Source organism: Nonomuraea sp. B19D2 (assembly GCF_040137845.1).
Classification (GTDB): Bacteria; Actinomycetota; Actinomycetes; order Streptosporangiales; family Streptosporangiaceae; genus Nonomuraea.
Genome location: NZ_JBEFAK010000080.1, coordinates 1 through 22,085, shown reverse-complemented (window position 1 = coordinate 22,085; position 22,085 = coordinate 1). Strand labels below are relative to the sequence as shown.

Below are 22,085 nucleotides of genomic sequence, written 5' to 3'. Positions count from 1 at the left end.
TGCATCGTCCAGGGTGAGTGCGCTGGTCAGCCGCTCAGCAGGGTCCCAGATTCGCCGTACCGCCAGGCGGCCGTCGACGGCTGCCACTGCTGTTGCCCCTGGGATGGGCCCGTCACGACGTCACACTCGACGACGTCGTGACGGCTCAGCCCCCGCAGCTCTCGCAGGTCGGGGATGTGGTTGACAGCGTGCCCAGGGACACCCCAGCAGCTTGGCGATCGAGGTGATCAGGTTCGCCGACCTGCTGGAACGCTGGCCCGACCACACCGGCACCGCAGCCTCCCCCCTTTTTTTCGGGGACGCCGCAGTATCCGCTGAGGAGCCAACGCGGTCTCCTGATCAGCGACCATAGCCCCTCGTTCGATCCTCTCGGTCCGCCGTTGTGGAAGGGCACGGGCGAGCCAGCGTTCACAGCGTCGCGGAACGAGCAATGCCCAGGCCCGAAGGTCCAGCGTCAGACGCGCTCGTAGACCGCTCCGGACTCGTTTCTTCGCAGGATGCCCTCGTCCACGAGAGCGCGGCGCAAGGTCACCCAGTCGTCGAACCACTCGCCGCAGAGCGCGTTGATCTTGGCCTCGGAGTAGGACACGCCGGGCTCGAACGCGTCCCTGACCACGTCCAATACCTGGCTGCGCACTTCCTTGTCGCCCGGGATGGAGGTCAGCCGACCACGCCGGAAGTAGGCGCCCGCTCCGTCGCTGCGCGCTCGCCCACCGACCCTGACCTCCGCTTGGACAGCCAGCCGGAAGGTGTCGTCGAGCAGGGTGTACGTGCGTTCCTCGCGGGAGAAGGAAGCGATGTTGACGTCCGTCAGCTTCTGCAGGGCGACGGCGGCAGCCGGTGGGCGCAGCCCGGCCCGTTCGGCGACCTCGGCCACGGTCGTCGCACCGAGGGCGAGGGCCGCGTAGGCGGCGCGCCGGTCGTTCTGGGCGAGCGCGCCCACCAGGTCGCGGCAGGAAGGCTGGTGGTCATCTGCGGGAGGCACGTTGATCATCCGTTCTGGTTGTCCGTTCGGGGCGCCAACCGTCCTCTGGACCTCACGCGTCAGTCCGAAGGTCAGACGGTTTCCGGACGCGAGTGGTGTGCATGCGTTCCCAGAGGTCGGCCACATGCGCGTGCAGAACGTCCTCAGCCTCCTCTGCGGTCAGGTGGCCTATGAGCACGTGGCTGGTGAGGCCGTCGGCGAGGGCGAGCAGGGTGCGAGCCTTGCGCTGCGGGTCGGGCGGCGCAGCCCCCTCGTCGGCCGGGATGCTTTCGGCGGCCTCCGTGATGAGGCGGGCGAGGAGGTCCTGGAGGGTCGCGTAACTGGTTCTCAGCGGGCCGGCGAGCGGCTCGTTCACGGCCGCGTGGCCGACGAACGTGAGCCAGATCCGTGCTTCGGCGCGGTGTTCCTCGCGAAGCAGGGCGATCTCGGAGGCCAGGTGGCCCAGAACGGTGGCGGCCGACTGGGCCGGGGTCCGGGCCAGCCGGTCCCGCACGCGTTCGGTGATGCGCTCGCCGACATGGTCGACGGCGAACAGGAGCATCTCCTCCTTGTTGCGGAAGCAGCGCTGCACGGCCCCCAGGGAGACCTGCGCGCGGGCGGCGACATCGCGCATGGTCACTCCCTCCGGCCCGTGTTCGTCTGCGAGGAGGCAGACGGCTTCGGAGATCCGGCGGCGCCGGCTTTCGTAGTCCACCTGCTTGGGCATGCTCGGTCACCTCCTTATTTCGATACAAGCGTATCATTTCCGGGGTAGGGTGCCGACGCAAGCTCGTTCACATGTTGATGGGGAGCCAAGGGACCATGCAGGACGCCCTGTGGAAGTTGTCGGCCGCCGCCCAAGCGCAGGCGGTCCGAAGCGGAGAGGTATCGGCCGTCGAACTCGTCGACAGCCATCTGGAACGCATCGATGAGGTCAACCCGCAGGTCAACGCGGTTACGCAACTGTTGGCCGAGCGCGCCCGTGAAGCCGCCGCACAGACGGACCGGCGGCGGGCTTCCGGTGAAGAGCTCGGGCCACTGGCCGGCGTGCCGTTCACGGTGAAGGAGTCCACCGCTGTCCGAGGTGTGCCGACCACGTTCGGAACGGCGCGCTTCCGTGAGCTGGTGGCGCCCGCGGACGCGCTGCCGGTGGCTCGGCTGCGTGCGGCCGGAGCCATACCGATCGGGCACAGCAATATGCCCACCCTGATCCTGGCGGGGATGCACTCTCGCAGCGAACTGTTCGGCGACACCGTCAACCCATGGGACCCGGGCGTGACTCCAGGTGGCAGCAGCGGCGGCGACGGGGTGGCCGTGGCCACCGGCATGGCCGCGCTCGGACTCGGCAACGACTCCGGTGGATCAGTACGGATCCCGGCCTCGTTCTGCGGCGTGGCCGGGCTGAAGCCGACCCCCGGCCGCTTCCCGGCCGACCATCGCGTCCTCGGCCCGGACGACCCCGGACCGGCCTCCCAGATGCTGGTCACTGACGGGCCCCTGGCCCGCAGGATCACCGACCTGCAACTGGCGTACGAGGTGCTGGCCGGGACCGACCCGCGGGACCCGCGAGCCGTACCGGTGCCCGTCCGCGGCGAACCGCTGCCGGGGCGGCTGAAGGTCGCAGTCGTTGCCGACCCCGGCAGCCACGGCGTCCACCCCGCAGTCCGCGAGGCAGTCGCAACCGCGGCCGACGCACTGCGAGACGCCGGGTACGACGTGCAGGAGGTGGCGGACGTCCCGCGGCTGGACGAGGCACTCGAGGCGTACGGCCGGATCACCGTGACCGAGTTCGCCGAGACCTGGCCAGTGTTGCGGACGCTCCTCGGCAAGGGCGGAGACCGCTACATCGCGATGGCGATGGAGAAGACTCCGCCCGCGACAGCCGCGGAGTTCATGAAGCTGATGGGGGTCTGGCTGGGCATCCGCCGTTCCTGGGCGGAGTTCCTTGACGAGTACCCGCTGCTGCTCGGGCCGGTGTTCACCGAGCCGCCCGTCGAGCCCGGGCTGGAGTCACGCGACGAAGCGGGACGGGAACGAGTCGGCGCGGGCATGCGCCTGTGCACGGCGACCAGCTTCGTGGGCGTGCCCGGGGTCGCCGTGCCGACCGGAGTGACCGGCGGGCTGCCGTCCGGCGTGCAGATCATCGGGCGCGCGTTCCGGGAGGACCTGTGCCTGGCCGCCGCCCAGGAGGTCGAGGACCGTCTCGGCGTGCTCACACCGATCGATCCCACAACTTTGAGTCCCGGCCGTCGCGCGGTAGGCAGTGCTTCCGCTTCGAGGCGAGGGACCCCTCGTCCCCGAAGGGCGGGTGACCGGTCCAGGCCGAGCCGCCGGGCGGGTTCCGGTCCGGGCACGGATGGATAAGTCGGGCGCACCGCGCGGCGGGCCGCCCGGATAACCGGGTGATGGGGCATGTCCGCGCAGCTCGGCACAGGTTCGGCGGTGGTCGGGTTCGTTCAAAACGTTGAGTGTGTGTACTTCAGTTCGGACGCCGACGGGCTGGCGCCTCCGCGAGGTGCGGATGACACCCGCCTGGACACGCGAGAACTGATCTGTTCCCGGGAAGCCGTGGACGCCAAGCGGAGTGAGCCGCGCCCACCGGCAAGCGCTGCGTTCGCAGCTGGCCATGTCGTCTGACCAGCGTCAGATGGCGCTGGGGGGCGTAATCAGTCGACTCCGCCCCCATAGCGCATCCAATCGGCACGCAAGCTCGACCTGCGGCAACGCACCGCCCGATCCAATCGGAACCGATCCCGCCTTCCGCCTCCCCTTTCGCCCCTAGAGGGGTCCCGGTAGTCCTGACGAAACTTTCGTCGGATATGGCCTGTCGGTAAGGCTGGCCCCACCAGCCGCCACCTGCGCACTTCCTGCAGGTAGGCGGGGGTGGGCTCTGTACGGCGGGTGGTTAGTCCGACTAACTGAGCAAACCGCGTCGATACCCCTCGCCGACGGCGGCGGCGCGGTCGCGGACGCCGAGTTTGTCGTAAATGTGCAGCAGGTGCGTCTTGATGCTGGCCTCGCTGATGAAGAGTTTGGCGGCCGCCTGGCGATTGGAGGCGCCGTCGGCGACGAGGGCGAGGACCTGCAGTTCGCGGTCGGTGAGGGCAGCCTTGACCGGTCGGCGTACCTGGCCCATCAGGCGGCCGGCGACCGAGGGGGACAGGACCGGCTCGCCCGCGGCGGCGGCGCGGACGGCGCGCAGGAGTTCGTCGGTGGGGGCGTCTTTGAGGAGGTAACCAGTGGCGCCGGCTTCGATGGCGGGCAGGACGTCGGAGTCGCCATCGAAGGTGGTCAGGACGAGGACCTTGATATGGGGGTGGGAGTGGCGCAGGGCGGTGATGGCAGTGACCCCGTCCATTTCGGGCATGCGCAGGTCCATTAGGACGATGTCGACCTCGAGTGCGGCGGCGCGGTCGATGCCCTCGCGGCCGTTGGCGGCTTCTCCGGCGACATCGATGTCGGGTTCGGTTTCGAAGGCGGCGCGAGCGCGTCGAGTTGTGACTGCAGTTCCTGGGTGAGGTGGGAGCATCTGGCGTACCCGATGCGGATGTCCGCACCCGGGGTGTCCGTCTCGGGCGCGGTCGGCGGTGGGGTGCCGGGTCGCCAGGACTGGCCGGGGCCGCGGTCGGCCGAGGTCGGCACCCGGAGCAGTTTGGCGAGCCGGGGGACTTTTTTGAAGCGGCCGGTGTGGTAGATCCCGGCGACGGCGCCCGAGCGGGATCGGCAAGGCGAGCCGGGCTGGGCCAGGCAGCGCGGGCAGGTGTGGCGCTCGACGTCGTCGGCGTCGCTCCCGGAGGGGGTCTGAGGGCCGGTCATGCCCGGAGGTCTCTTATAAACAATTCCCGGAAGGGAGTTCGGCGTCGATTGAGTGAGAACGAGTTTTGAGAACGGATCAGGCAGTCGGGCCGCCCATGGCGACCCTTTTTGATCTTCCTCCCGGAAAGGGGCATTTATGAGAACCGCTTCGTTCACGCGCCGAGTGAGGTCAGTGCCCGACGAGTGACGCCGGGCGGGGCTGCGGCGATGACGCCGTTGAGCGCGTCCATGGAGGCCTGAAGGTCGGTGATGGCCCGAGCGATGCGGTCGCGCTCCTGGTAGAGGTCGGCGAGCAGGTCTGAGCAGGTGGGGACGAGACGGTCGCCGGTGTCCCGCAGGCATGGCAGAACCGTGGTGATCGTTGAGGTGCTCAGGCCGGCAGCCAGCAGGCTGCGGATGCGGCGGACGATGGCAACGTCCTCCTCGACGTATTCCCGGTAACCGCTGGAGCGCCGCTGCGGGTGGAGCAGACCTTGCTCCTCGTAGTAACGCAGCAGGTGCACGGCCACGCCGGTCCGCCGGGACAGCTCACCGATGCGCACGAGGACCTCCTGATGACCGGGCGGACATTGTCCGCCCGCCTTGACTCTCATACCGATATGAGACTTTAGCTTATGCGGCATGAACGTGAACAAGGGTTTCGCGACGCTTGCGGCATTGTGCGTGAGTGTCTTTGTCGTGGGTACCTCGGAGTACCTGATCGCCGGGCTGCTGCCCCAGGTCGGAGCCGATCTGGACGTCTCCGTGGGAACCGCAGGACAAGCGGTGACCGCATACGCGCTCGGAGTGGTGGCCGGAGGGCCCGTCATGGCGCTGCTGACCGCGCGATTGCCGCGCAAGGGCCTCGCCATCAGCCTGATGCTGCTGTTCGCGGCGGGCAGCGCGATCAGTGCCGTGGCGCCTTCGTTCGCCCTGCTCCTGGTGGGCCGCGTGGTCTCCTCGCTCAGCCATGCCGCCTTCCTGGCCCTGGCGCTGGTGACGGCGACCCGGGTGGTCCCGGCCGAGAAGACGGGCTCGGCCATCGCCACTGTCGCATCCGGCTTCACCGTGGCCACGCTCCTCGGGGTTCCTCTGGGGGCGCTGCTCGGGCAGAGCGCTGGATGGCGGGCGCCGTTCGCCGTGCTGACCGCTCTTTCCCTGGCGGGCACCGTGCTCTTGGCCGCGGTGCTGCCCCGGCAGGAGACGCCGACCACGCGACTGCGTGACGAGATACGCGTGGTGACGCGTCGGCCTGTCCTGCTCGCCATCGCCACCACCGCGGTGGGCTTCTCCGGGGTCGCCACAGTGTTCACCTACATCGCCCCGCTGCTGACCCAGGTATCCGGCTTCTCGGCCGCGGCGGTCTCCGGTCTGCTGCTCGCCTACGGCGCGGGTAGCTTCCTCGGCAACCTCACTGCCGGAAAGCTGACCGACAAGTCGATGAGCGCAACCGTACGTGGGGTCTTCGGCGGGCTGACGGGGACGCTCCTGCTCTTCCCGTTCGCCGCAGTGTGGCAGCCCGCCGCCGTGGCCGTGGTCCTGGTGCTCGGGCTGCTCGCCACCGCGACCATCGCCCCGCTGCAGGGACTGATCCTGCACCACGCGGGCGCCGCTCCGACTCTGGCCGTGTCCGCCAACGTGGGTGCCTTCAACCTCGGCGCCGCAGCCGGCTCAGTTATCGGCGGCGCGATCGTCGCCGCCGGCGCTCTGCGCTGGACCGGCCTGGCGGGTGCGGTGCTGAGCCTGATCGGACTGGCCCTCACCTATCTCGTCCTGCCCCGGACACGGACGTCGGCGCGGAACGCCCAACCCGAAGTCCCCATCGCCGCCTGATCCCCCGTCCACTCGCCCCGCAAAGGAGGTCGCCATGCACGCGATCCAGATCGCTCGCCACGGCGGGCCCGAAGTCCTGTCCGTCCGGGAAGTTCCCCAGCCCGCTCCAGGAGCTGACGAGGTGCTCATCCGTACCGCCGCAAGCAGCCTGAACCCGGTGGATTGGAAGACCCGCGCATGGGAGGTCGGGCCCGAACTCCCCGCCACCTTGGGATGGGACCTGGCCGGAGTCGTCACCGCCACCAACCACCCCGGCTACCGCCCCGGGGACCAGGTGATCGCGATGTCCGCGCAGATCGCCACCGGCCGCGGTACCTGGGCCGAGCAGGTCGCCCTGCCCGCCCGGCTGCTGGCGGCCGCCCCCACCACGGTTCCGCTGGCGGATGCCGCGGCACTCCCGCTGGCCGGAGTGACGGCGCTGCAGGCCCTCCAGCGGGCAGCAGTCACCGACGGAGACCACGTTCTGATCACCGGCGCGGCCGGTGCCGTGGGCGGCATAGCCGTCCAGCTCGCCCGCCACACCAGGGCCACCGTCGACGCCTTGGTCTCACGCCCCGAGCACCTCGAAGCGGCCCGGGAACTCGGCGCCGAACGCGTCTGGCACACCCCGGCCGATCTCCCCCGCCGTACCTATACGGCGGTATTGGACACCGCAGGCACCGCCGCGGGCCCCGCCCTCGCGCCGGGGGGACGGTATGTCTCCATCGCCGATCGTCCCCTGCCTGACATCCCCGGGGCCGCCAAGAGCTACGTCCAGGAAGACCAGGGTCACCTCGCCCACCTCGCCGCCCTCGTGGACAGAGGCGAACTCCGGCTACGCATTGCGCACCGCTACCCCTTCCACGAGGTCCGCAGCGCCCACGAGCGGTTCGAAGCGGGCGGAGTGCTCGGCAAGATCCTGCTCACCTTCTGAAAATGACTGTGCCACGCCCCCTCCTGCGTCCCGAGCAGGCCACCTGGCCGAAGCCCTTAACTAAAAGCCCCTGAGTTCGCATAGCCACAGGTCACAGATGGGTTCGCTGGATCATCTGCGATCGTCACCGAGGCCCACCAGCTACGGAGTCAGTTCCACCGGGTCACCGCCGCAGAAGAACGCGCTGCTGTGCCTCGCGGGCGTGCTGCGTGAGCGCTTCGGTCGCCATGCGCTCGTGCTCGCACAGAACGCCACCCAGAATCCCGGTCCGGGGCCCAGACCTTGCACCCATGCCCCCTCGGTGACGCGCTATGAGCCCCAGGCCGGGCAGGCTGGTCACAGGCCCAGCTCCCGTAGCTGGGCGGGGCGCAACGGCCGCCAGCCGTCACTCAGCTTGGCCAACTCCGCCTCCACATCCACGTGGATCGCCCCGAAGAAATTGATGTTGTCGCTGTGCCCAGGCGAAATATGAGCAAGCACCTCGTCGGGGACGTCGCGGCCCTGGGCGCGCAGGTCGAGGACCGCCTTAGAATAATATTCTGTGGTCCAGGTCACCACACAATTGGTCAGCACGGTCAAACACCACGCCTGCTCGGTCTGCTGAGACAGGTGCGGCTTGGTGACCATGCCCTGCTGGGCGTAGTGCAGGTCGCGGCGCAGCGCGTGCAGAGACTCGCCCTTGTTGAGCTGCCGAGTGATCTTCCGCCGGTACGCCGGATCCGACAAGTACTTCGCGGTGTGCACGGTGCGGCGCAACATCCCCCACTCCTTCAGCGTGGTGGCCAGGGTGTTCTGCCGTGAGGCCGCCGACCACTTGCCGACGATCAACGACGCGGTGGCCTGCCCGAACTTCAACGACCCGGCCATCCGCAGCAGGTCGGGCCAGCACTCGGCCACCAACTGCTCGTTCCACCGGGTGCCGAGCAGCGGCCCCGCGTGCGGGTAGAGCTTGCCAATCTCGGTCGGGGTGTCGTCCCGCACCAGGGTGACCCGGGTCAGATCCCGCATCCGCGGCGTCAACGCCTTGCCCACCAAATCGAACAGGGCAAATTGATGAGCGTGGCACCGTGGGTATCGGTCGCGTGTTCGACGATCGGCAGATCGGTGGCGTTACCGAGGAACTCATCAAGGGCGAAGTGGCCCTCCCTGGCCGTCGGCACGATGATCTTCGTGCCGTACGTCGACCACTGGTCCGACACATGGGTGTAGGTGGACAACACCTGCCCGCCGTGGATGGTCATGGTCCGCCCGGTCACGCTCTTGCCGCGAACCGGGAAGCGCTGCCCATCAGAGGAGGACATGGTGCCGCCACCGAACACCTTGGCCAACGCCAGCCCATAGTGGTGGTCGACGACGCAGGTGTTGGCCTCGCGCAACGTCTCCTGCGGACGTACCACTCCATCGTCCAGGCGAGAGTGTCGTAGGAAATGCCGCACGCCTCGCTCATCTTGGCCAACCCCAAGTTGGTCGCCTGGCTGATGAGCACCGCGAGGATGTTGCGCTTGAGCTCGGGCGAGGTGGCCAGCTTCTTACCGCCGGCGTGGGTGAAGCAGTCCAGGAACTTCGTGCGCGCGTCCAGTTCGATCAGCAGCGAGGCGATCGGCGCGAACGGCAGCATGCCCGCCAGTTCCTCTTTCAGTTCCCTGGCCTCGGCCGGGACGTCCTCGGCCGACAGCGGCGGAATCACCAGGTGATCATCGTCGTCCAGGCGGACCGCGCCGGTATCGTCCGGCAGGGCACCGGCCAGCACGGTCTCCAGCTCCGCCAGGGCGGGTGTGCAACTCCTGCTTGCCCTGCTCCAGCGCCTCGGCCGCCCGGGCCGGTTTGCGGACCAGGCAGCAGAATTCGGCCCGGCGCGGCGCCCACTGCTCGGGCGTGTACAGGTACGTCGAGGGATCGGCGTAGCGGCGCGACCCGGGCACGAACACATCCCCGCTGCGCAACCCGTCGCGCAGGCCCAGCAGACACACAGCTCCCAATAGTGACGAAAGGCGGTATCATCGCCGCTCTTGCGGGCCTTCTCCAGGTAGTCGGCGTACCGGGTGGGCACGAACGAGATCGGCGCCTCGATGGGGACCTTACGCCCGCCGGACTCATTCAGCCTCTTCAAGATGGCCACCGCACTCATCAGGTCGGCCGTCCCTGGCCCGCCCTGGAAGTCGATCGCCGACAGCACCAACGGGGTGAACTGGCGCAGGTAGGAGTAGGAGGATGCCATCTCCGACAAGCGGCCGTGATCCTTGGGCAGCGACTTCCATCCGCCCGCGCTGACTCATCGAGCTGGTCGATCGCGGCCTGAGCCACGAACGCCAGCAAGATCGGATACCGGCGCTCCCGGCGCCGCTCCAGCCCTTGATTGGTAGACCGGCGCGCCACCTGGGCCAGGAACCGGCGCCGCTCGTTCGGCAGCGCGGACAGGTCCAACCGATCGGCATCCATCGCACGCAGCCACGCCAGCTTGTCGATTGAGGTCTTCACCGCCGCAGACGAGGCCTCCACCGCCGGTTTGGTTAGCCACTCCAACCGCGTGCACCCCAGCCCGGCATCGACCTTGAGCAGCAGATCCAGATCCGAGCGGACCTGCTCGGTCAGCAGGTGCGCCACCTTGTGCAAGGTCAGCTCACCCGCCGCCGCCCGAGCCGCGCCGACCATCTTCGCCAACGTGATCGCCCCAGGCCGGATCACCTTCGCCGACATCAGATACTCGCGCGCCAGGTTGAACAACAACGTCGGTGAATCGTGCTCCATGGCCCGATCGGTGAGGAACTGTTCCAGTTCCTTCATCTCCTGACTGCCGGCGGAGGCGTTCTTCCAGCCCAGGTACTTGGCGACCTGGGCCAGATGATCGGACCGAGTATGGGCCCGCCGCCCGTAGCCCCGCAACGCCCCCGGGGCCAGACCCAGCGCCTTGGCCAGCCGGGCCACCGCCACAGGCGGAGCCGACGCCACATCGTCGGGCACGAACGCCGAGCCAGGGCAACGTCGAGAGTTGAACGGCCATCCCGAGCCGATCGGCGGGACCTCGTCCCCGCCCCGGGTCCACGAACGCCACATCCGCAGGCGTCAACGTGAAGTACGTGATCAACTCATCGCGGCCGATATCCGGGAACGACCGCAACTGCTCCAACTGCTCCAACTGCTCCTTGGAGAACATCTTCTCCGACACCGAACCACCCCACGTTCCAGACCGGACAAACCGGAACAGAACGTAGCGGCAATGATCACAGGCCCCCGACATTGACCCCTCATCACCGCAGGTCAAGGGCATATCCGACGAAAGTTTCGTCAGGACTACCGGGACCCCTCATGCAACTGCTCCAGTCCGGCCTCGGCATGGCCCCCCTGGAGGCCGGCATGACGATCCTGCCCTGGCCGATCGCCACCACCGTCGCCGCCGGTCTCGGCGCGGCGGTGCTGCTCCCCCGGCTGGGCCGGCTGACCGTGCAACTCGGGCTGGTCGTCCTGGCCGGAGGGTTCGGCCACCTGGCCCTGACGGCGAGCACCGCCACGCCGGACACCGGGTGGCTCGCCTTCCTGCCCGGTGTCGTCGTCGGCGGCGCGGGCATGGGGCTGACCGTCGCCCCACTGGCGCAGCTGACCCTGGAGAACGTCCCCGCCGAGCATGCGGGGTCGGGCTCCGGCCTGTTCAACACGGTCGCCCAGGTCGCCGCCTCGGCCGGCGTCGCCGTCATCGGCACGATCTTCTTCCCGCTGCTGGCCGAGCATTCCGGCGAAGCCACGCGCGGGTACGGTACGGCCTTCAGCGTCACGATCTGGGTCAGCCTCGCCCTGCTGGCACTCACCATCGCGGTCAGCTTCCTGCTGCCCCGCAGGTCTGCCACCGGCTGAGGCCCTGCGGTTCACCGGGCGGCCAGTGACGATCACGTGGGCGCCTTCAGTGACGAGGCGGTGTGCGGTGGCCGGCCGTGCCGCTCGTGCCGCCGGTGATCAGCGCGGTCTTGCCGGTGAAACGTGTCATGTGAGTACTCCGGAAAGCCAGTCGGCGGCGGTCGCCAGCCAGTCGGGGCGGGCGTTGCCGAGCAGGTGGTCGCCATGCGGGAGGTGCAGGTACTGTCCGTGTGGCGCCAGGCGGGCCAGCGGCTCGCCGTTGGTCACGCCGGGAATGACGTCCTGGCCGCCGTCGATCACCAGCAGTGGGCAGGTGGTCTGTGGGGCGAGGGCGGACAGATCCACCTGGCCGGAGAAGCGGCGGGCCGCTTCCTCGCCGCCGGCGCGCTGGATGAGGAGGTCCCGTACGGGGGCCGGCAGGACGTCCCAGTCCAGCCGGAAGGGACCGCTGACGGTGACGGCGGCCGCGACGCGGGTTTCCCTGGCGGCGCTTTCGGCGACGTAGTAACCGCCGAGGCTGAGCCCGACGAGTCCCACCCGCTCCGCGCCGAGTGCGTCGATGACCTGGCCGATCACGTGGTGATAGCCGGCGCGGACGGTGGTGGTGGCCGCGAGCACGCCCTGTCCCGGCCCGTCCATGGCGAACACGGCCATGCCCCTGCGCAGCAAGGCGGCGACGACGTCGTGGAATTCCTCCTTGCTGGAGTCCAGCCCGGGCACCACCACCGCCGTGGCCGGGGCATCGTCCGGGCCGCGTAGCCGGCCGGTGAAGTCCGGCCCCTCGATCCGTCGCGCCTCCGGCTCCAGCAGGTCCAGCGCCCGGCCCATGGCGGTGTCCGCCTCGGCGGCCGCGAGCGCGCTCTCACGGTTCGGCCCCAGCGTGGCGAAATGGAACCAGCGCGCCGCCACCTGGAGGTGCTCGCCTGCTGAGATCGCCGTGGCCGCTTGTCCGGCGCGCGCCAGATGCCCATGCGCGGCGCGCATGAAGGCCTCGCCCCATTGGTCCAGGTCGGCCAGCTCGCCGGTGACGCGCAGGTACTCGTGCGGGTCCAGCCCGGCTCCGGTTGCGCGCGACAGGTTGGCGGCGGCGAATTCTGCGGCGCTCATCGTGATGCTCCGATCGTCAGGACGGCCTTGCCGCGGATCCGGCGTTCCCGCAGGTCCACCAGGACGTCGGCGGTCTGGCTCCAGTCAGTGGTACGGCCGATCTCCGGGTGCAGCCGCCCGCCGGCCACCAGACGTACCAAGGTGGCCAGGTCACGACCGTACGGCGCGCCCGCGTAGTGGAAGTGCCGGATCACAGCGTTCTCCGGCCCGGCGAGCAGGTCGAAGAAGTTCACCGTCGCCGGGGTACGACTGGCCTGCCCGAACCACACCAGCATGCCCCCCGGGACCAACCTGGCCAGCGCGGCCGCCGTCGCACTGCCGCCGGTGGACTCCAGCACCACGTCGAACGGCCCATCGGCCTCCCCCACGTGGTGCACGATCGCCGCGGCGCCCAGCTCACGCAGGCGCGCACCGCGCTCGGCCGTGGCGGTCACCGCGGTCACCTCCGCCCCGGCCGCCGCCGCGAGCTCGGTCAGGTAGTGCCCCACACCGCCGGCGGCGCCGGTAAGCAGCACCCGCCTGCCCGTCACGGCGCCGGCCGCGCGGAGCAGCCGGAGCGCGGTGATCCCGGCCAGTGGCAGAGCGGCCGCCTGGACGGTGGTGACCTCGTCGGGCAGCACGGCGATCGAGTGGGTGGGCACCGCCGCGTACTCGGCCCAGCCGCCCATCGGCGGATGGCCCACCACCCGGGTGGCGACCGGCGGCCCCGAGCCGTCGGTGGCGGCCTGCACGACCAGGCCGGCGACGTCCTTCCCCGGTAGCAGGCCGTGTTTCGGCGCCTCCAGCAGGAACGTTTCCCCGCGATTCGGCGAGAACGCCTCGACCTTGATCAGCACCTCGTCCGGGGCGGGCGCGGGCTGGGTGTCCTGGGCGAACTCCACCGGCCGCGTTGCATCTCCCGTAGGGATCAATCTACGCATGCGGTTATGAAACCGGCATCCGGTTCGTGTGATCCAACAACGGGAGCGACAGGCCGACAACCATCGGTTGTCGCCTAAGGTGACAGGCGTGGACCTCGATCTGGCGCAGGTGCGCGCGTTCGTGCTGGCGGCCGAAGAGCTGCACTTCGGCCACGCGGCCGAGGAACTGTCGATCTCCCAGCAGGCGCTCTCCAAGCGGATCGCCCGCCTGGAGTCCACGCTCGGCAGACGCTTGCTCGAACGCGGCGGCAAGGGGGTGCGGCTCACCGAGGCCGGACAACGTTTCCTGGAGCCCGCCCGGCAGGCGTTGACCGCCGCGGACCTGGCCGTGGCGGCGGTGCTGGACACGCACCGTCCGCTGCGGATCGACGTGTGGGGTCATCTGTACGCGCCCATGCGCACGCTGGCGCAGGTGGCGACCGGCGAGCCGCGGCTGGAACTCGGGCACGGCCGTGACCTGCCCTCAGTGATCGCCGCGCTGCTGCACGGCGACATCGACGCCGCCTTCGGCCGCGTCCACGCGCCGCTGCCCGCGGAGCTGACGCATCGCCTGGTCCGGCTGGAACCGGTGGACGCGATCCTCGGCGTCGATCACCCGCTGGCGCACCTGCCGGCGATCCGACCGGCGCAGCTGCGCGACAGCGTGCTCTGGACCCCAGGAGCGCTCCACCGGCTGGACTTCCTGCACCGCTTCGCCGAGTCCTTCGGCATCCGCGAGCGCGCCGAGGGCACGAACCTGGGCCTGGACCACTTCCTGGCCGATCTGGCGGCGGATCCGCGCCGCTTCAGCCTGCTGCCCGCCGACGTTCCCCTCCCGCCCCACCCGGCGATCCGCTCGATGCCGCTGGTCGGCCCCACGCCCCTGTACGCCTGGTCACTGCTCTGGCGCGGCGACGGCGGTCAGCCGCTGCTGGACGCCTTGGTGAACGCCTTTGTGGCGGAGGCAGAACGCAACCGGTGGCTGGAGTACGACCCCATCCGCGACTGGCTACCCGAGCACCACACCGCCGACGCATCGGCTACATCATGACCGAGCCCGACCACCAGACGATGGCCCGGTCAGGTCCAGACGGCGGTCACGGCGCAGCCGCACCGTCCCGTACGGCGTCATGGTGGTGTGGACCAGCGGCGCCAGGCGTCGGTCCCGGTGTCAGCGCTGACGGGCGTCGTAGCGGTGGCGGGCGGCTTCGATCTCGTCGTTGTGGTCGGTGGCCCATTGCACGAAGGCGTAGGCGGTCTCGCGCATGCCTTCGCCGAGCGGGGTGAGCTGGTATTCGACGCGGGGCGGCATCTCGGCGTAGGAGGTGCGGGTGACCAGGCCGTCGCGTTCGAGGTGGCGCAGGGTGAGGGTGAGCATCCGCTGGGAGATGCCGGGGACCTGGCCGTACAGGGCACCGAAACGCAGGGGCCCGGCGGCGAGGATGCCGATGACGAGGATGGACCATTTGTCGCCGACGCGGTCGAGGGTGTCGCGGATGCCTCGGCCGTTTTCTGGCCAGGCCGCGCAGGGGTGCGGCGGGATCCGGGCCGCCGCCATGCGCGGGTCTGGATCTTGGCTTGCGAACATCAATGTGCCTTTTGTACGGGTCGGAACGGTTCCCTATCGTGGAGCTACTTACAGATCGTAACGAATGCGGGGTAGCTGCATGTCTTCCACCATCGCCGTCGTCGGTGCCGGGCCGGGCCTGGGCCGGGCGATCGCCCGCCGGTTCGGCGCCGCCGGGCACCCGGTCGCGCTGATCTCCCGTAGCCGGGCCAAGCTCCAGCCGATCGCCGACTCCCTGGCCGCCGAGGGGATCACCGCCGGGGTCTACCCGGCCGACGTCACCGACGGCGCCGGTCTGACCGCCGCACTGGAAGCCGCCGCGGCCGACCTCGGCCGGATCGGGGTGCTGTCCTACAGCCCGGCCCCGGCTTGGGACCACAGCGCCGGCCCGGTCCCCGACACTGCGGCGATGGGGTTCACCGCGGCGCTGGAGACCACGCCGGAATCGGCCCGCGCCCAGGTCGACCTGATCGTCGGAGGTGCGCTGACCGCCGCGGCGGCGGTTCTGCCCGCGATGCGCAAGGAACGTGACGGGGCGCTGCTGTTCACCACGGGCGCCTCGGCGATCATCCCGATCCCGCTGCTCGGCAACGCCGGCATCGCCCAGGCGGGCCTGCGGCACTGGGCGAGCTCCATCCAGGGCGACCTGGCCGCCGAAGGCGTCTACGTCGGCCACGTGTGCGTGGGCGTCCCGATCATCCCCGGCGGAGGCGAAGGCGACCCCGACGCCATCGCCGACCGCTGGTACCAGCTCGCCCAGGCCCGCGACACCTTCGAGACCACGATCGGCTTCTGACGCGCTGCGGCACGTCGGGACGCCCCGCACACGGGACCAACTGGTCCCGGCGCCGCGCCGCGCCCCCGCCGCCGAGGTGCTCGCCCCGCTCGCCTACGAGGTCGATCTCCGTTCTCCAACGGTGCCGACGCCCACGCACTCAGCCGGACGGCGCAGACCGCACGGGCGTGCGGCCGTGTTCAGCGCCGATCGCTTGGCCGATCGCCGGAAGATGCCCGCCCTGCGCCGCCGGTGTTCGTGATGGGGCGAGAGGTCATCGGCGCGTCGAGCCTTCGGCGTGGGAGCGTCGGCACGCACGACGGCATCCAGAGCCCCGCCATCATGCAGGGCAACCTCGATGCCCGAGCCTGTCGCCCGCAGTCGGAGCACTTGGCCGCCGACCGCGACCCCCACCGTTGACGCGTAGCTCCGACTCATGACGATCACTTTACATTCTCAAGCCCACCTGACAATATCCAGCACATCGCGCCGGCTGGGGGTTGTGGCCACCCCGTCCGGACCATGAACGGCCACCGCCACAAGCACGCATGCCGCAGGAGTGAATCGATGACGGACACCTCCTCCTCCACGCGAGGCCCAGAACCTGCCGCGCGAGAAGGCGCCGGCACAGTCCCAGCCGCGACGCGCAGCGGCGGGTCCGACACCCTGGCCCAGGCTCGTGCGGCATTGCGGGAGGTTGTCCCCCGCCTGGTCACACTGATGCGGAGCGTTCCTGGCCCCGGAGCCGGTGCGGTCGGCACGTGGACGGTGGGCGATGTCGCAGCTCACCTGGCTCACGTTCTCCGCTTCGACACCGACGCCGTCGCCGGAAGACCGGTCCCCGACGCCACGGTGACGACGGCGGGAATGGCGCAGGCCAACGCCAAGATGCTGGCCCGGGACGACGAACGGGACCCCGGCGTGCTCGCCGATCGCCTCGGCAGGCTGGCGCAGGAGTTCGACGACATCGCCTCGCGTTCGCATGCAGCCACCGTCACGTGGCTGCAAGGCGTCCGCCTGCCGCCGTCCGCGGTGGCATGTCACCTGCTGGAGGAATGCCTGATCCACGGCCATGACATCGCTGTGGCCACCGGACGCCGCTGGCCGATCCAGCGTCACCACGCTCTGCTCGCGATCGAGGGCGGTGTGCTTCCACTCATCGCCGCTCTGCCGCCCACGGCCCTGGTGAACCAGGAGCAGGCCGCATCCTTCCAAGCCAGCTTCGACCTGCGCCTACGCGGAGGCGGACGCACGTTGATGGTCTTCGACCGCGGTTCGCTGACACTCCACGCGGGCGGTGCACGTGGCGTCGACGCCCACCTGTCCGCCGACCCCGCGGCCCTCATGCTGGTGTTCATCGGCCGACAAGCAATAGCGAGACCACTTCTCGAAGGAAAGCTCACCGCCTGGGGTCGTCGGCCGTGGAAGCTCGCCCGCATGCTCACCCTCATCAGTCCCCCGTAGCGGTCCTCTGCTCGGTCCCGAGGTTGAGGAACCCAGGAATCGCAGCTATCGCTGGGATTGATCTTGATCTTGTGCTCGAGGAGAAGATCAGCGGCAAGCTGAGCACCGGCGACCGGCGCCGCGACATCGTCCGCAAGACGGAGGAAGAAATACGACACAAGGTGTCGGGTTTTGGGGCGAGCATGGCCTCATCGGTCGGCGTCGATGGCTGACATGGACCGGGCCCCACGGATGGACAAGGACCTCAATGCGTGAAACGCCAGAAGAGCTCAAAGAGCTCCAGGCTCTCCTCGACACCTCACTCTCCCGCTCCACCTCGCACCTCCGCTCGATCATCAACACCGAGCGCACACTGACCGCGGAGCAGCTCACCCGGATCCTCACCGGCATGTGCACCCTCGCCCTGTCCACCGTGACGGCGAAGGGCGAGCCGCGGATCAGCGGTGTGGACGGGCACTTCCTGCACGGAAAGTGGCACTTCGGCACGGCGCGCGGCGCTGCCAAGGCCCGCCATCTCGCCGCCCGCCCCGCCGCCAGCGTCGCGCACCTGCGCGGCGAGGATCTGGGCGTGTTCACGCACGGCACAGTGGAAATTCTTAACCCACAGGACGGCGAGCCGGCCCCAGACTGGCCAGACCTGCTCGCCTACTTCAAGGACTTCTACGGCGACTACCTCTTCGACTGGGACAACGAGGTGGTCTACTACCGGCTGCATCCGCACTGGATGACCGTCTACGCCCCCGACATTGCGAAGCTCACTGCGGCGTCCCAGTCCTGACCCACAGCAGGGGCTCCGTCGGGACGGACGCGCGTCCAGACCCTTCGCACTGACCCTCCTGCCATGGAGGGCAGCGGAGGCGGCAACCTCCGCGGGGCCGCACCACCTGTGGCGGCGGGCCCCGCAGGCAGGCTTGCTCAGCCGATGCAGCCAGGGACGCTGTCGGGCGGGGCGCAGTTGTTCGGGCGATTGAGCTTAACCACGGTGTCGTTCAGCGCGACCGTACCGGACGCCTTGAAGATGCCGCCTCCGTCGCCGGCTCTGTTGCCGATGACGCTGCTCTTGTTCAGCGTCGTCGAGCCGACGGCGGTGTGGATGCCCCCGCCCTGGGCGGTGCCGCCGTCTGGAGCCGTGGCGGTGTTCTTGCTGATGCGCGACCTGGCGGTGGTCAGGGTGCCGCCGAGGGCATTGATGATGCCGCCGCCCAGGGCGGTGCCGCCATCGGGGGCGCTGGCTGTGTTGCCCTGGACTTCCGTGCGGCTCAGGGTGAGCTTGGCGAGTGCTCCGAGGCTGAGGCCACCGCCCCTGGCGACGCCGTTTGGGGAGGAGGCATGGTTGCCGGTGACGTTGCTGCGGGACATGAACATGGTGCCGCCGTTCCCGACTCCGCCGCCCAGCACGGTGCCGTCAGGAGCGCTGGAGGTGTTGTCGCGGATGGTTGTGTCGGTCACGCTCATCGTGCCCGGTGAGGGGATGCCGTTGGTCAGAGCACCGCGCACGGTGCCGCCGGGGGCGCTGGCGTCGTTGCGAGCGATGAGGGTGTCCTCGATCGTCGTCTGAGCGAAGCTGGCGATGCCGGCGCCGGTCGCGAAGCTGTCGGTGTTCGCGGTGACCTGGACGGTGTTGTGGTGCACGCTGCTGTGATCGATGGTCAGCGGGCCGTCGTTGGCGATCCCGCCGCCTGCGGCTTCGCCTGGGTCGCTCCCCGTGTAGCCGGCGGTATTGCCGCTGACCTCGGTGTGATTCAAGGCCGCCGTGCCGTCGTTGTCGATTCCGCCGCCTTCGGCGAAGACGTCGGAGGTGGCGGCGTTGTGGGTCACCCGGCTGTGGTTCACCGTCATGGTGCCCTGGTTGTTGATACCGCCACCGCAGACCACCCCTGGGACGGGAGTTGCGGGGCAGTCCGTTGCCCTGCCACCCTCGATGGTGACCTTGTCGAGCGTCAAATCGCCCGTGCCGGCTACGAGGAGGATGCGGAAGTCGGGGGCCGCCTCGTCTCGCTTGATCGTCGAGCCGCGACCATCGATGGTGATCTCGCTGGTGATGGCCGGCAGGCCGTTGGCGGGGTTGGTGCCGTCAGGAGCTGTCAGCCGATAGGTGCATCTGCCGGCCAGACGAAGGGTGTCGGGTCCTGGCTGGCTGTTGGCCGTGCTGATCGCCTCGATGAGGGCAGGGGTGGAGCAGGGCACCTGCACTCCGGCGGCGTGGGCGGGCGGGGCCGGAAGCCCCACCAGGGCCATGCCGGCCACTCCGGCCAGGACCGCCGCGGCCGACGGCACCACCAGGCGCGATCGCCGGTCACCTTGGAACGGACTCTTGACACGGAATCCTTGAAAGGACATCAGCAGGTTTCTCCTTCTGCACCGGGAGGCGCCTCCATGGGACGCGCTCCGACCAGGCAGCCCCGTTTGCCCGGAGGCAGGCCATCAGCCTGGGCGCCGCAATCAGCTGAGCAGGTGCACTTGCGGTCGGCACCCTGACACGCTGTAGTGCCGACAAACGTCTGCCGACACTTGGTGATCATCAAACCCGCATGCGGCACCGCGGTGTCTTCCGGCCATGTTCAGGTCGCACCTGGTGCCGGGTCCACGCGCTCGAGCTTGGTCCAGCCGGTCCAGCCTCGCTGCTTCAGCAGCTCGATCAGCCGGCGGGCGGGCGGCGCGGCGTCGAACGCCAGCGTGTCCATCAGCTTGACGAACGGCGGCTCGATGTCGGCATCGTCGACGTAGTCGTCGCCCTGCTCGTCGGCCATCCGCGTGATGTAGGGGGCCAGCTTGTCGGCCAGCTCGACCAGCCGTGGGTCGTCGTCGGTCCGGTCGAGCGCCTGGCCCAGGGTGAGATAGAAGTCGATGAGCTGCGGGTCGGCGAGCTGCTCCCGCTTGCGTGCCACCCACTCCGGGATCCGCTCGGGTGAGTGCGCGGCCAGCGGGATCCAGCCGTCGCGTTCGACCTGGACGATCCGCTCGTCGACGCCGATCGCCCGCAGCCGGTCGAGAAACGCGACCACCTCCGGTGGCAACGCCAGGCTGTCCCCTGCGGCAAGCCGGGCAATTTGCTCGCGGTGCCGCTGCCGCTCCCGGATCTCCGCCCGCAGCCGCCTGTCGATGTCGGCGACCGCCGCGGCGAACCCCTCCGCGTCGGCCTGCAGCAGCTCCCGCACCCGCGCCAGCGGGACCCCGGCCTCGGCGAGGGTCCGGATCTTGATCAGCTCGACCACGGCGCCGGCATCGTACCGGCGGTAGCCGGAGTGGTCCCGCTCCGGCTCCGGCAGCAGCCCCTTGGCGTGATAGTGCCGCACCGCGCGCACCGTCACTCCGGCGTACGACGCCAGCTCGCCGATGGTCAGCATCGGACCGGCCTCCCAGGAGTCGCTCAAGAAGTCGCCTGGCCCACTGGGCCTTGTGCGCTCCGGATGATCTGGGCGATCTCCGGGGCGTGGGTGAAGACCAGCCGGTGGTCGGCGTCGAGCCAGGACGTGGCGATGTGCGGCTGCTCGCGGACAAGCCGCTCGACGCCGGCCCGCCAGTTCTGATTGAACCGCGGCGCATGCCCTTCGCCGCTGACGCCGGCCATCGAGGTCGACGTGATCACGCTGATCGGCCGGTCGATCTTCCGGTACCAGCCAAGGATCCCAGACCGAACCACATCGATCTCGACATTCACGTCGAGAATCTCCTGAGCAGTGAGCAACACCTGACGCGCGCTGCCCCGCTCAGCCTCCTGCTGCCTCGCCAAGTCCTCCCACATCGCGCGGAACTCCGACAGAACGTCCTCCGTGATGAACGGTTCGGGCACCGGATTCGCCCCATCGATGAGAACAAGCTCGGCGACAGCGCCAGAATGCTCGCAGGCATAGCGCACGGCCAGGTCCGCGCCCAACGAGTAGCCCACAAGCACGGGCGCCGCATCAAGGTCGAGGCGCTGCAGCTCCGCCATCACGGCGACCAGATCACCGAGGAACGCCTCGAAGGAGTACCGGTCGGCGGCCGAGGCGAGACCATGGCCCCGCAGGTCGAAGGTCACCACATCATGGTCGCGCCGCAGCAGCTCGGCCAGCTCGTGCAGGTCGGCCTGCGTCGAGTTCAACCCAGGGCACAAGACCAGCGGCCGTCCCCGGCCACCGCGAGACACCGGGATCGTGACGCCGTCGTGGTGAATCATGAAGTGCCGCATCGTCCTGTCGCCTCTCTCAGCCCGCTCCCCATCGTCATCGTGGTCGCCGTACGACTTGCGCAGTCCGGCGACCTCGACCGCACCGGGCTTCTTGGTCATGCCACCATGCTGAGAGGTTGACCCTGCGTCAGGGTCAAGACTTTTGCGCCAGAGAAGGCCCTTTGACCTGCTTCGGCGTAGGAGGTAGCCCGTTCAGCGACGTGATCATTCCGTATGGATTCCGCAGCAGGCATTTGGCGGATCATGATTCCCCCAGCGCTTTCTCAATGCGTTGGTTGGCCACCTCGCGCTGGCCGTCGATGCACTTGGCATAGATCTTCAGGAGCACGTCCACGCTGTGCCCGGCCCGCTCGGCGACCTCGGGGCCGTGCACGCCGGCGTTGAGCCAGAGTGACACCGCGGCGTGTCTCAGGTCGTAGGGGCGACGCGCCAGTGGGGAGGTGACTTGCTCCGGGGTGAGTCCGAGAAGGCGGGCCTCCTGCCACACTCTGGAGTAGGCAGAGTAGGAGAAGGTGCCGCCACCGCGGGTGTAGAAGAGTCTGCCGTCCGAAGCGGTGCCGAAGGTCTGGATGTGGGCGCGCAAAATGGCCACCAGTTCTTGCGGGATCGGCACCAGGCGGTCTGAGCTGCCCCGGGTTGGTTGGAGGCTCCCAAGACTGGAAGGCTGGGAGTCGTGCCCGCACCGAGGAAGTACCCCCAAGAGCTGCGTGAACGCGCCATCAAGATGGTGTTCGACCTGCGTGAGGAG

At 69.3% G+C, this 22,085-nt stretch carries 22 protein-coding genes and 3 pseudogenes; 9 read left to right on the top strand and 16 right to left on the bottom strand.

The genetic code is table 11. The features are described from left to right. Positions 1 to 454 precede the first annotated feature (454 nt). Together ABN273_RS56360 and ABN273_RS56355 are read right to left on the bottom strand one after the other, a co-directional pair. Positions 455 to 985 (bottom strand): DUF2087 domain-containing protein, encoded by a 531-nt coding sequence (locus ABN273_RS56360; protein ID WP_349458020.1) that lies wholly within the window; start codon positions 983 to 985, stop codon positions 455 to 457. Between the two features lie 52 nt (positions 986 to 1,037). Next, positions 1,038 to 1,691 (bottom strand): TetR/AcrR family transcriptional regulator, encoded by a 654-nt coding sequence (locus ABN273_RS56355; RefSeq protein WP_349458018.1) that lies wholly within the window; start codon positions 1,689 to 1,691, stop codon positions 1,038 to 1,040. A 95-nt stretch (positions 1,692 to 1,786) separates the two neighbouring features. Here ABN273_RS56355 and ABN273_RS56350 point away from each other — a divergent pair, with 95 nt between their 5' ends. Continuing rightward, the gene (locus ABN273_RS56350) at positions 1,787 to 3,328 is read left to right on the top strand and encodes an amidase (RefSeq protein ID WP_349458017.1); all 1,542 of its coding nucleotides are present in this window, start codon (positions 1,787 to 1,789) and stop codon (positions 3,326 to 3,328) included. A 550-nt stretch (positions 3,329 to 3,878) separates the two neighbouring features. Here ABN273_RS56350 and ABN273_RS56345 read toward each other — a convergent pair. The 3 genes and pseudogenes from ABN273_RS56345 to ABN273_RS56340 form a co-directional block, all read right to left on the bottom strand. Further along, positions 3,879 to 4,493, bottom strand: a complete 615-nt coding sequence (locus ABN273_RS56345) for a response regulator (protein WP_349458016.1) — start codon at positions 4,491 to 4,493, stop codon at positions 3,879 to 3,881. A gap of 119 nt (positions 4,494 to 4,612) precedes the next feature. Further along, positions 4,613 to 4,780, bottom strand: a pseudogene (locus ABN273_RS60125) (zinc finger domain-containing protein); the annotation flags it as partial. A gap of 152 nt (positions 4,781 to 4,932) precedes the next feature. Then, complete coding sequence (locus ABN273_RS56340) at positions 4,933 to 5,322, bottom strand: MerR family transcriptional regulator (RefSeq protein ID WP_349458014.1); 390 nt, start codon at positions 5,320 to 5,322, stop codon at positions 4,933 to 4,935. 79 nt (positions 5,323 to 5,401) lie between these two features. On the opposite strand from ABN273_RS56340, the gene ABN273_RS56335 reads away from it, so the two are divergent. After that, positions 5,402 to 6,592, top strand: coding sequence for an MFS transporter (locus ABN273_RS56335; RefSeq protein WP_349458013.1), 1,191 nt, complete (start codon positions 5,402 to 5,404; stop codon positions 6,590 to 6,592). A 34-nt stretch (positions 6,593 to 6,626) separates the two neighbouring features. Further along, complete coding sequence (locus ABN273_RS56330) at positions 6,627 to 7,505, top strand: NADP-dependent oxidoreductase (RefSeq protein ID WP_349458012.1); 879 nt, start codon at positions 6,627 to 6,629, stop codon at positions 7,503 to 7,505. Positions 7,506 to 7,841: 336 nt separating this feature from the next. Here the strand turns inward: ABN273_RS56330 and ABN273_RS56325 are convergent. From ABN273_RS56325 to ABN273_RS56310, 4 genes and pseudogenes are all read right to left on the bottom strand, one after another. Further along, positions 7,842 to 9,123 (bottom strand): annotated as a pseudogene (locus tag ABN273_RS56325) (Tn3 family transposase). A gap of 76 nt (positions 9,124 to 9,199) precedes the next feature. Further along, positions 9,200 to 9,475: a hypothetical protein gene (locus tag ABN273_RS56320; RefSeq protein ID WP_349458011.1), complete on the bottom strand. Its 276-nt coding sequence runs from the start codon at positions 9,473 to 9,475 to the stop codon at positions 9,200 to 9,202. Positions 9,476 to 9,632: 157 nt separating this feature from the next. Further along, positions 9,633 to 10,466: a DUF4158 domain-containing protein gene (locus ABN273_RS56315; RefSeq protein ID WP_349458010.1), complete on the bottom strand. Its 834-nt coding sequence runs from the start codon at positions 10,464 to 10,466 to the stop codon at positions 9,633 to 9,635. Positions 10,467 to 10,482: 16 nt separating this feature from the next. Continuing rightward, positions 10,483 to 10,659 (bottom strand): annotated as a pseudogene (locus tag ABN273_RS56310) (DUF4158 domain-containing protein); the annotation flags it as partial. A 152-nt stretch (positions 10,660 to 10,811) separates the two neighbouring features. On the opposite strand from ABN273_RS56310, the gene ABN273_RS56305 reads away from it, so the two are divergent. Next, positions 10,812 to 11,354: an MFS transporter gene (locus ABN273_RS56305; RefSeq protein WP_349458008.1), complete on the top strand. Its 543-nt coding sequence runs from the start codon at positions 10,812 to 10,814 to the stop codon at positions 11,352 to 11,354. A gap of 126 nt (positions 11,355 to 11,480) precedes the next feature. Here the strand turns inward: ABN273_RS56305 and ABN273_RS56300 are convergent, their stop codons facing one another. Next, complete coding sequence (locus tag ABN273_RS56300) at positions 11,481 to 12,461, bottom strand: alpha/beta hydrolase family protein (protein ID WP_349458007.1); 981 nt, start codon at positions 12,459 to 12,461, stop codon at positions 11,481 to 11,483. Further along, entirely contained in the window at positions 12,458 to 13,381 is a 924-nt protein-coding gene (locus tag ABN273_RS56295) for a zinc-binding dehydrogenase (RefSeq protein WP_349458006.1), read from the bottom strand. Before ABN273_RS56295 ends, ABN273_RS56300 begins: the two co-directional genes overlap by 4 nt. A gap of 88 nt (positions 13,382 to 13,469) precedes the next feature. On the opposite strand from ABN273_RS56295, the gene ABN273_RS56290 reads away from it, so the two are divergent. Further along, the gene (locus ABN273_RS56290; protein WP_349458005.1) at positions 13,470 to 14,411 is read left to right on the top strand and encodes a LysR family transcriptional regulator; all 942 of its coding nucleotides are present in this window, start codon (positions 13,470 to 13,472) and stop codon (positions 14,409 to 14,411) included. 120 nt (positions 14,412 to 14,531) lie between these two features. Here the strand turns inward: ABN273_RS56290 and ABN273_RS56285 are convergent, their stop codons facing one another. After that, positions 14,532 to 14,948 (bottom strand): winged helix-turn-helix transcriptional regulator, encoded by a 417-nt coding sequence (locus ABN273_RS56285; protein WP_349458004.1) that lies wholly within the window; start codon positions 14,946 to 14,948, stop codon positions 14,532 to 14,534. A gap of 79 nt (positions 14,949 to 15,027) precedes the next feature. Here ABN273_RS56285 and ABN273_RS56280 point away from each other — a divergent pair, with 79 nt between their 5' ends. The 4 genes from ABN273_RS56280 (at position 15,028) to ABN273_RS56265 (ending at position 17,944) form a co-directional block, all read left to right on the top strand. After that, positions 15,028 to 15,723 (top strand): SDR family NAD(P)-dependent oxidoreductase, encoded by a 696-nt coding sequence (locus ABN273_RS56280; RefSeq protein ID WP_349458003.1) that lies wholly within the window; start codon positions 15,028 to 15,030, stop codon positions 15,721 to 15,723. A gap of 699 nt (positions 15,724 to 16,422) precedes the next feature. After that, positions 16,423 to 17,166 carry a maleylpyruvate isomerase N-terminal domain-containing protein gene (locus ABN273_RS56275; protein ID WP_349458002.1) on the top strand — a complete coding sequence of 248 codons (744 nt, stop codon included), beginning with the start codon at positions 16,423 to 16,425 and terminating at the stop codon, positions 17,164 to 17,166. Positions 17,167 to 17,237: 71 nt separating this feature from the next. Beyond that, positions 17,238 to 17,378 (top strand): hypothetical protein, encoded by a 141-nt coding sequence (locus tag ABN273_RS56270; protein WP_349458000.1) that lies wholly within the window; start codon positions 17,238 to 17,240, stop codon positions 17,376 to 17,378. Positions 17,379 to 17,413: 35 nt separating this feature from the next. Then, positions 17,414 to 17,944, top strand: a complete 531-nt coding sequence (locus ABN273_RS56265) for a pyridoxamine 5'-phosphate oxidase family protein (RefSeq protein WP_349457999.1) — start codon at positions 17,414 to 17,416, stop codon at positions 17,942 to 17,944. 137 nt (positions 17,945 to 18,081) lie between these two features. On the opposite strand, the gene ABN273_RS56260 is transcribed toward ABN273_RS56265, so the two are convergent. From ABN273_RS56260 to ABN273_RS56245, 4 genes are all read right to left on the bottom strand, one after another. After that, positions 18,082 to 19,506, bottom strand: a complete 1,425-nt coding sequence (locus ABN273_RS56260; protein WP_349457998.1) for an autotransporter outer membrane beta-barrel domain-containing protein — start codon at positions 19,504 to 19,506, stop codon at positions 18,082 to 18,084. 221 nt (positions 19,507 to 19,727) lie between these two features. After that, positions 19,728 to 20,540, bottom strand: coding sequence for a MerR family transcriptional regulator (locus ABN273_RS56255; RefSeq protein ID WP_349457997.1), 813 nt, complete (start codon positions 20,538 to 20,540; stop codon positions 19,728 to 19,730). Continuing rightward, positions 20,537 to 21,337 (bottom strand): alpha/beta fold hydrolase, encoded by an 801-nt coding sequence (locus tag ABN273_RS56250; protein ID WP_349457996.1) that lies wholly within the window; start codon positions 21,335 to 21,337, stop codon positions 20,537 to 20,539. Before ABN273_RS56250 ends, ABN273_RS56255 begins: the two co-directional genes overlap by 4 nt. Positions 21,338 to 21,578: 241 nt before the next feature. Further along, positions 21,579 to 22,085 (bottom strand): tyrosine-type recombinase/integrase (locus ABN273_RS56245; protein WP_502911342.1); only part of this gene is annotated, 507 nt, incomplete at its 5' end.

Bases quoted from the DNA above. Each gene is read 5' to 3' on its own strand.
- ABN273_RS56355 (WP_349458018.1), bottom strand. From the start codon at position 1,691: ATGCCCAAGCAGGTGGACTACGAAAGCCGGCGCCGCCGGATCTCCGAA.
- ABN273_RS56300 (WP_349458007.1), bottom strand. From the start codon at position 12,461: ATGAGCGCCGCAGAATTCGCCGCCGCCAACCTGTCGCGCGCAACCGGA.
- ABN273_RS56295 (WP_349458006.1), bottom strand. From the start codon at position 13,381: ATGCGTAGATTGATCCCTACGGGAGATGCAACGCGGCCGGTGGAGTTC.
- ABN273_RS56305 (WP_349458008.1), top strand. From the start codon at position 10,812: ATGCAACTGCTCCAGTCCGGCCTCGGCATGGCCCCCCTGGAGGCCGGC.
- ABN273_RS56335 (WP_349458013.1), top strand. From the start codon at position 5,402: ATGAACGTGAACAAGGGTTTCGCGACGCTTGCGGCATTGTGCGTGAGT.
- ABN273_RS56275 (WP_349458002.1), top strand. From the start codon at position 16,423: ATGCGGAGCGTTCCTGGCCCCGGAGCCGGTGCGGTCGGCACGTGGACG.
- ABN273_RS56280 (WP_349458003.1), top strand. From the start codon at position 15,028: ATGTCTTCCACCATCGCCGTCGTCGGTGCCGGGCCGGGCCTGGGCCGG.
- ABN273_RS56265 (WP_349457999.1), top strand. From the start codon at position 17,414: ATGCGTGAAACGCCAGAAGAGCTCAAAGAGCTCCAGGCTCTCCTCGAC.
- ABN273_RS56350 (WP_349458017.1), top strand. From the start codon at position 1,787: ATGCAGGACGCCCTGTGGAAGTTGTCGGCCGCCGCCCAAGCGCAGGCG.
- ABN273_RS56260 (WP_349457998.1), bottom strand. From the start codon at position 19,506: ATGTCCTTTCAAGGATTCCGTGTCAAGAGTCCGTTCCAAGGTGACCGG.
- ABN273_RS56285 (WP_349458004.1), bottom strand. From the start codon at position 14,948: ATGTTCGCAAGCCAAGATCCAGACCCGCGCATGGCGGCGGCCCGGATC.
- ABN273_RS56330 (WP_349458012.1), top strand. From the start codon at position 6,627: ATGCACGCGATCCAGATCGCTCGCCACGGCGGGCCCGAAGTCCTGTCC.
- ABN273_RS56345 (WP_349458016.1), bottom strand. From the start codon at position 4,493: ATGCTCCCACCTCACCCAGGAACTGCAGTCACAACTCGACGCGCTCGC.
- ABN273_RS56250 (WP_349457996.1), bottom strand. From the start codon at position 21,337: ATGCGGCACTTCATGATTCACCACGACGGCGTCACGATCCCGGTGTCT.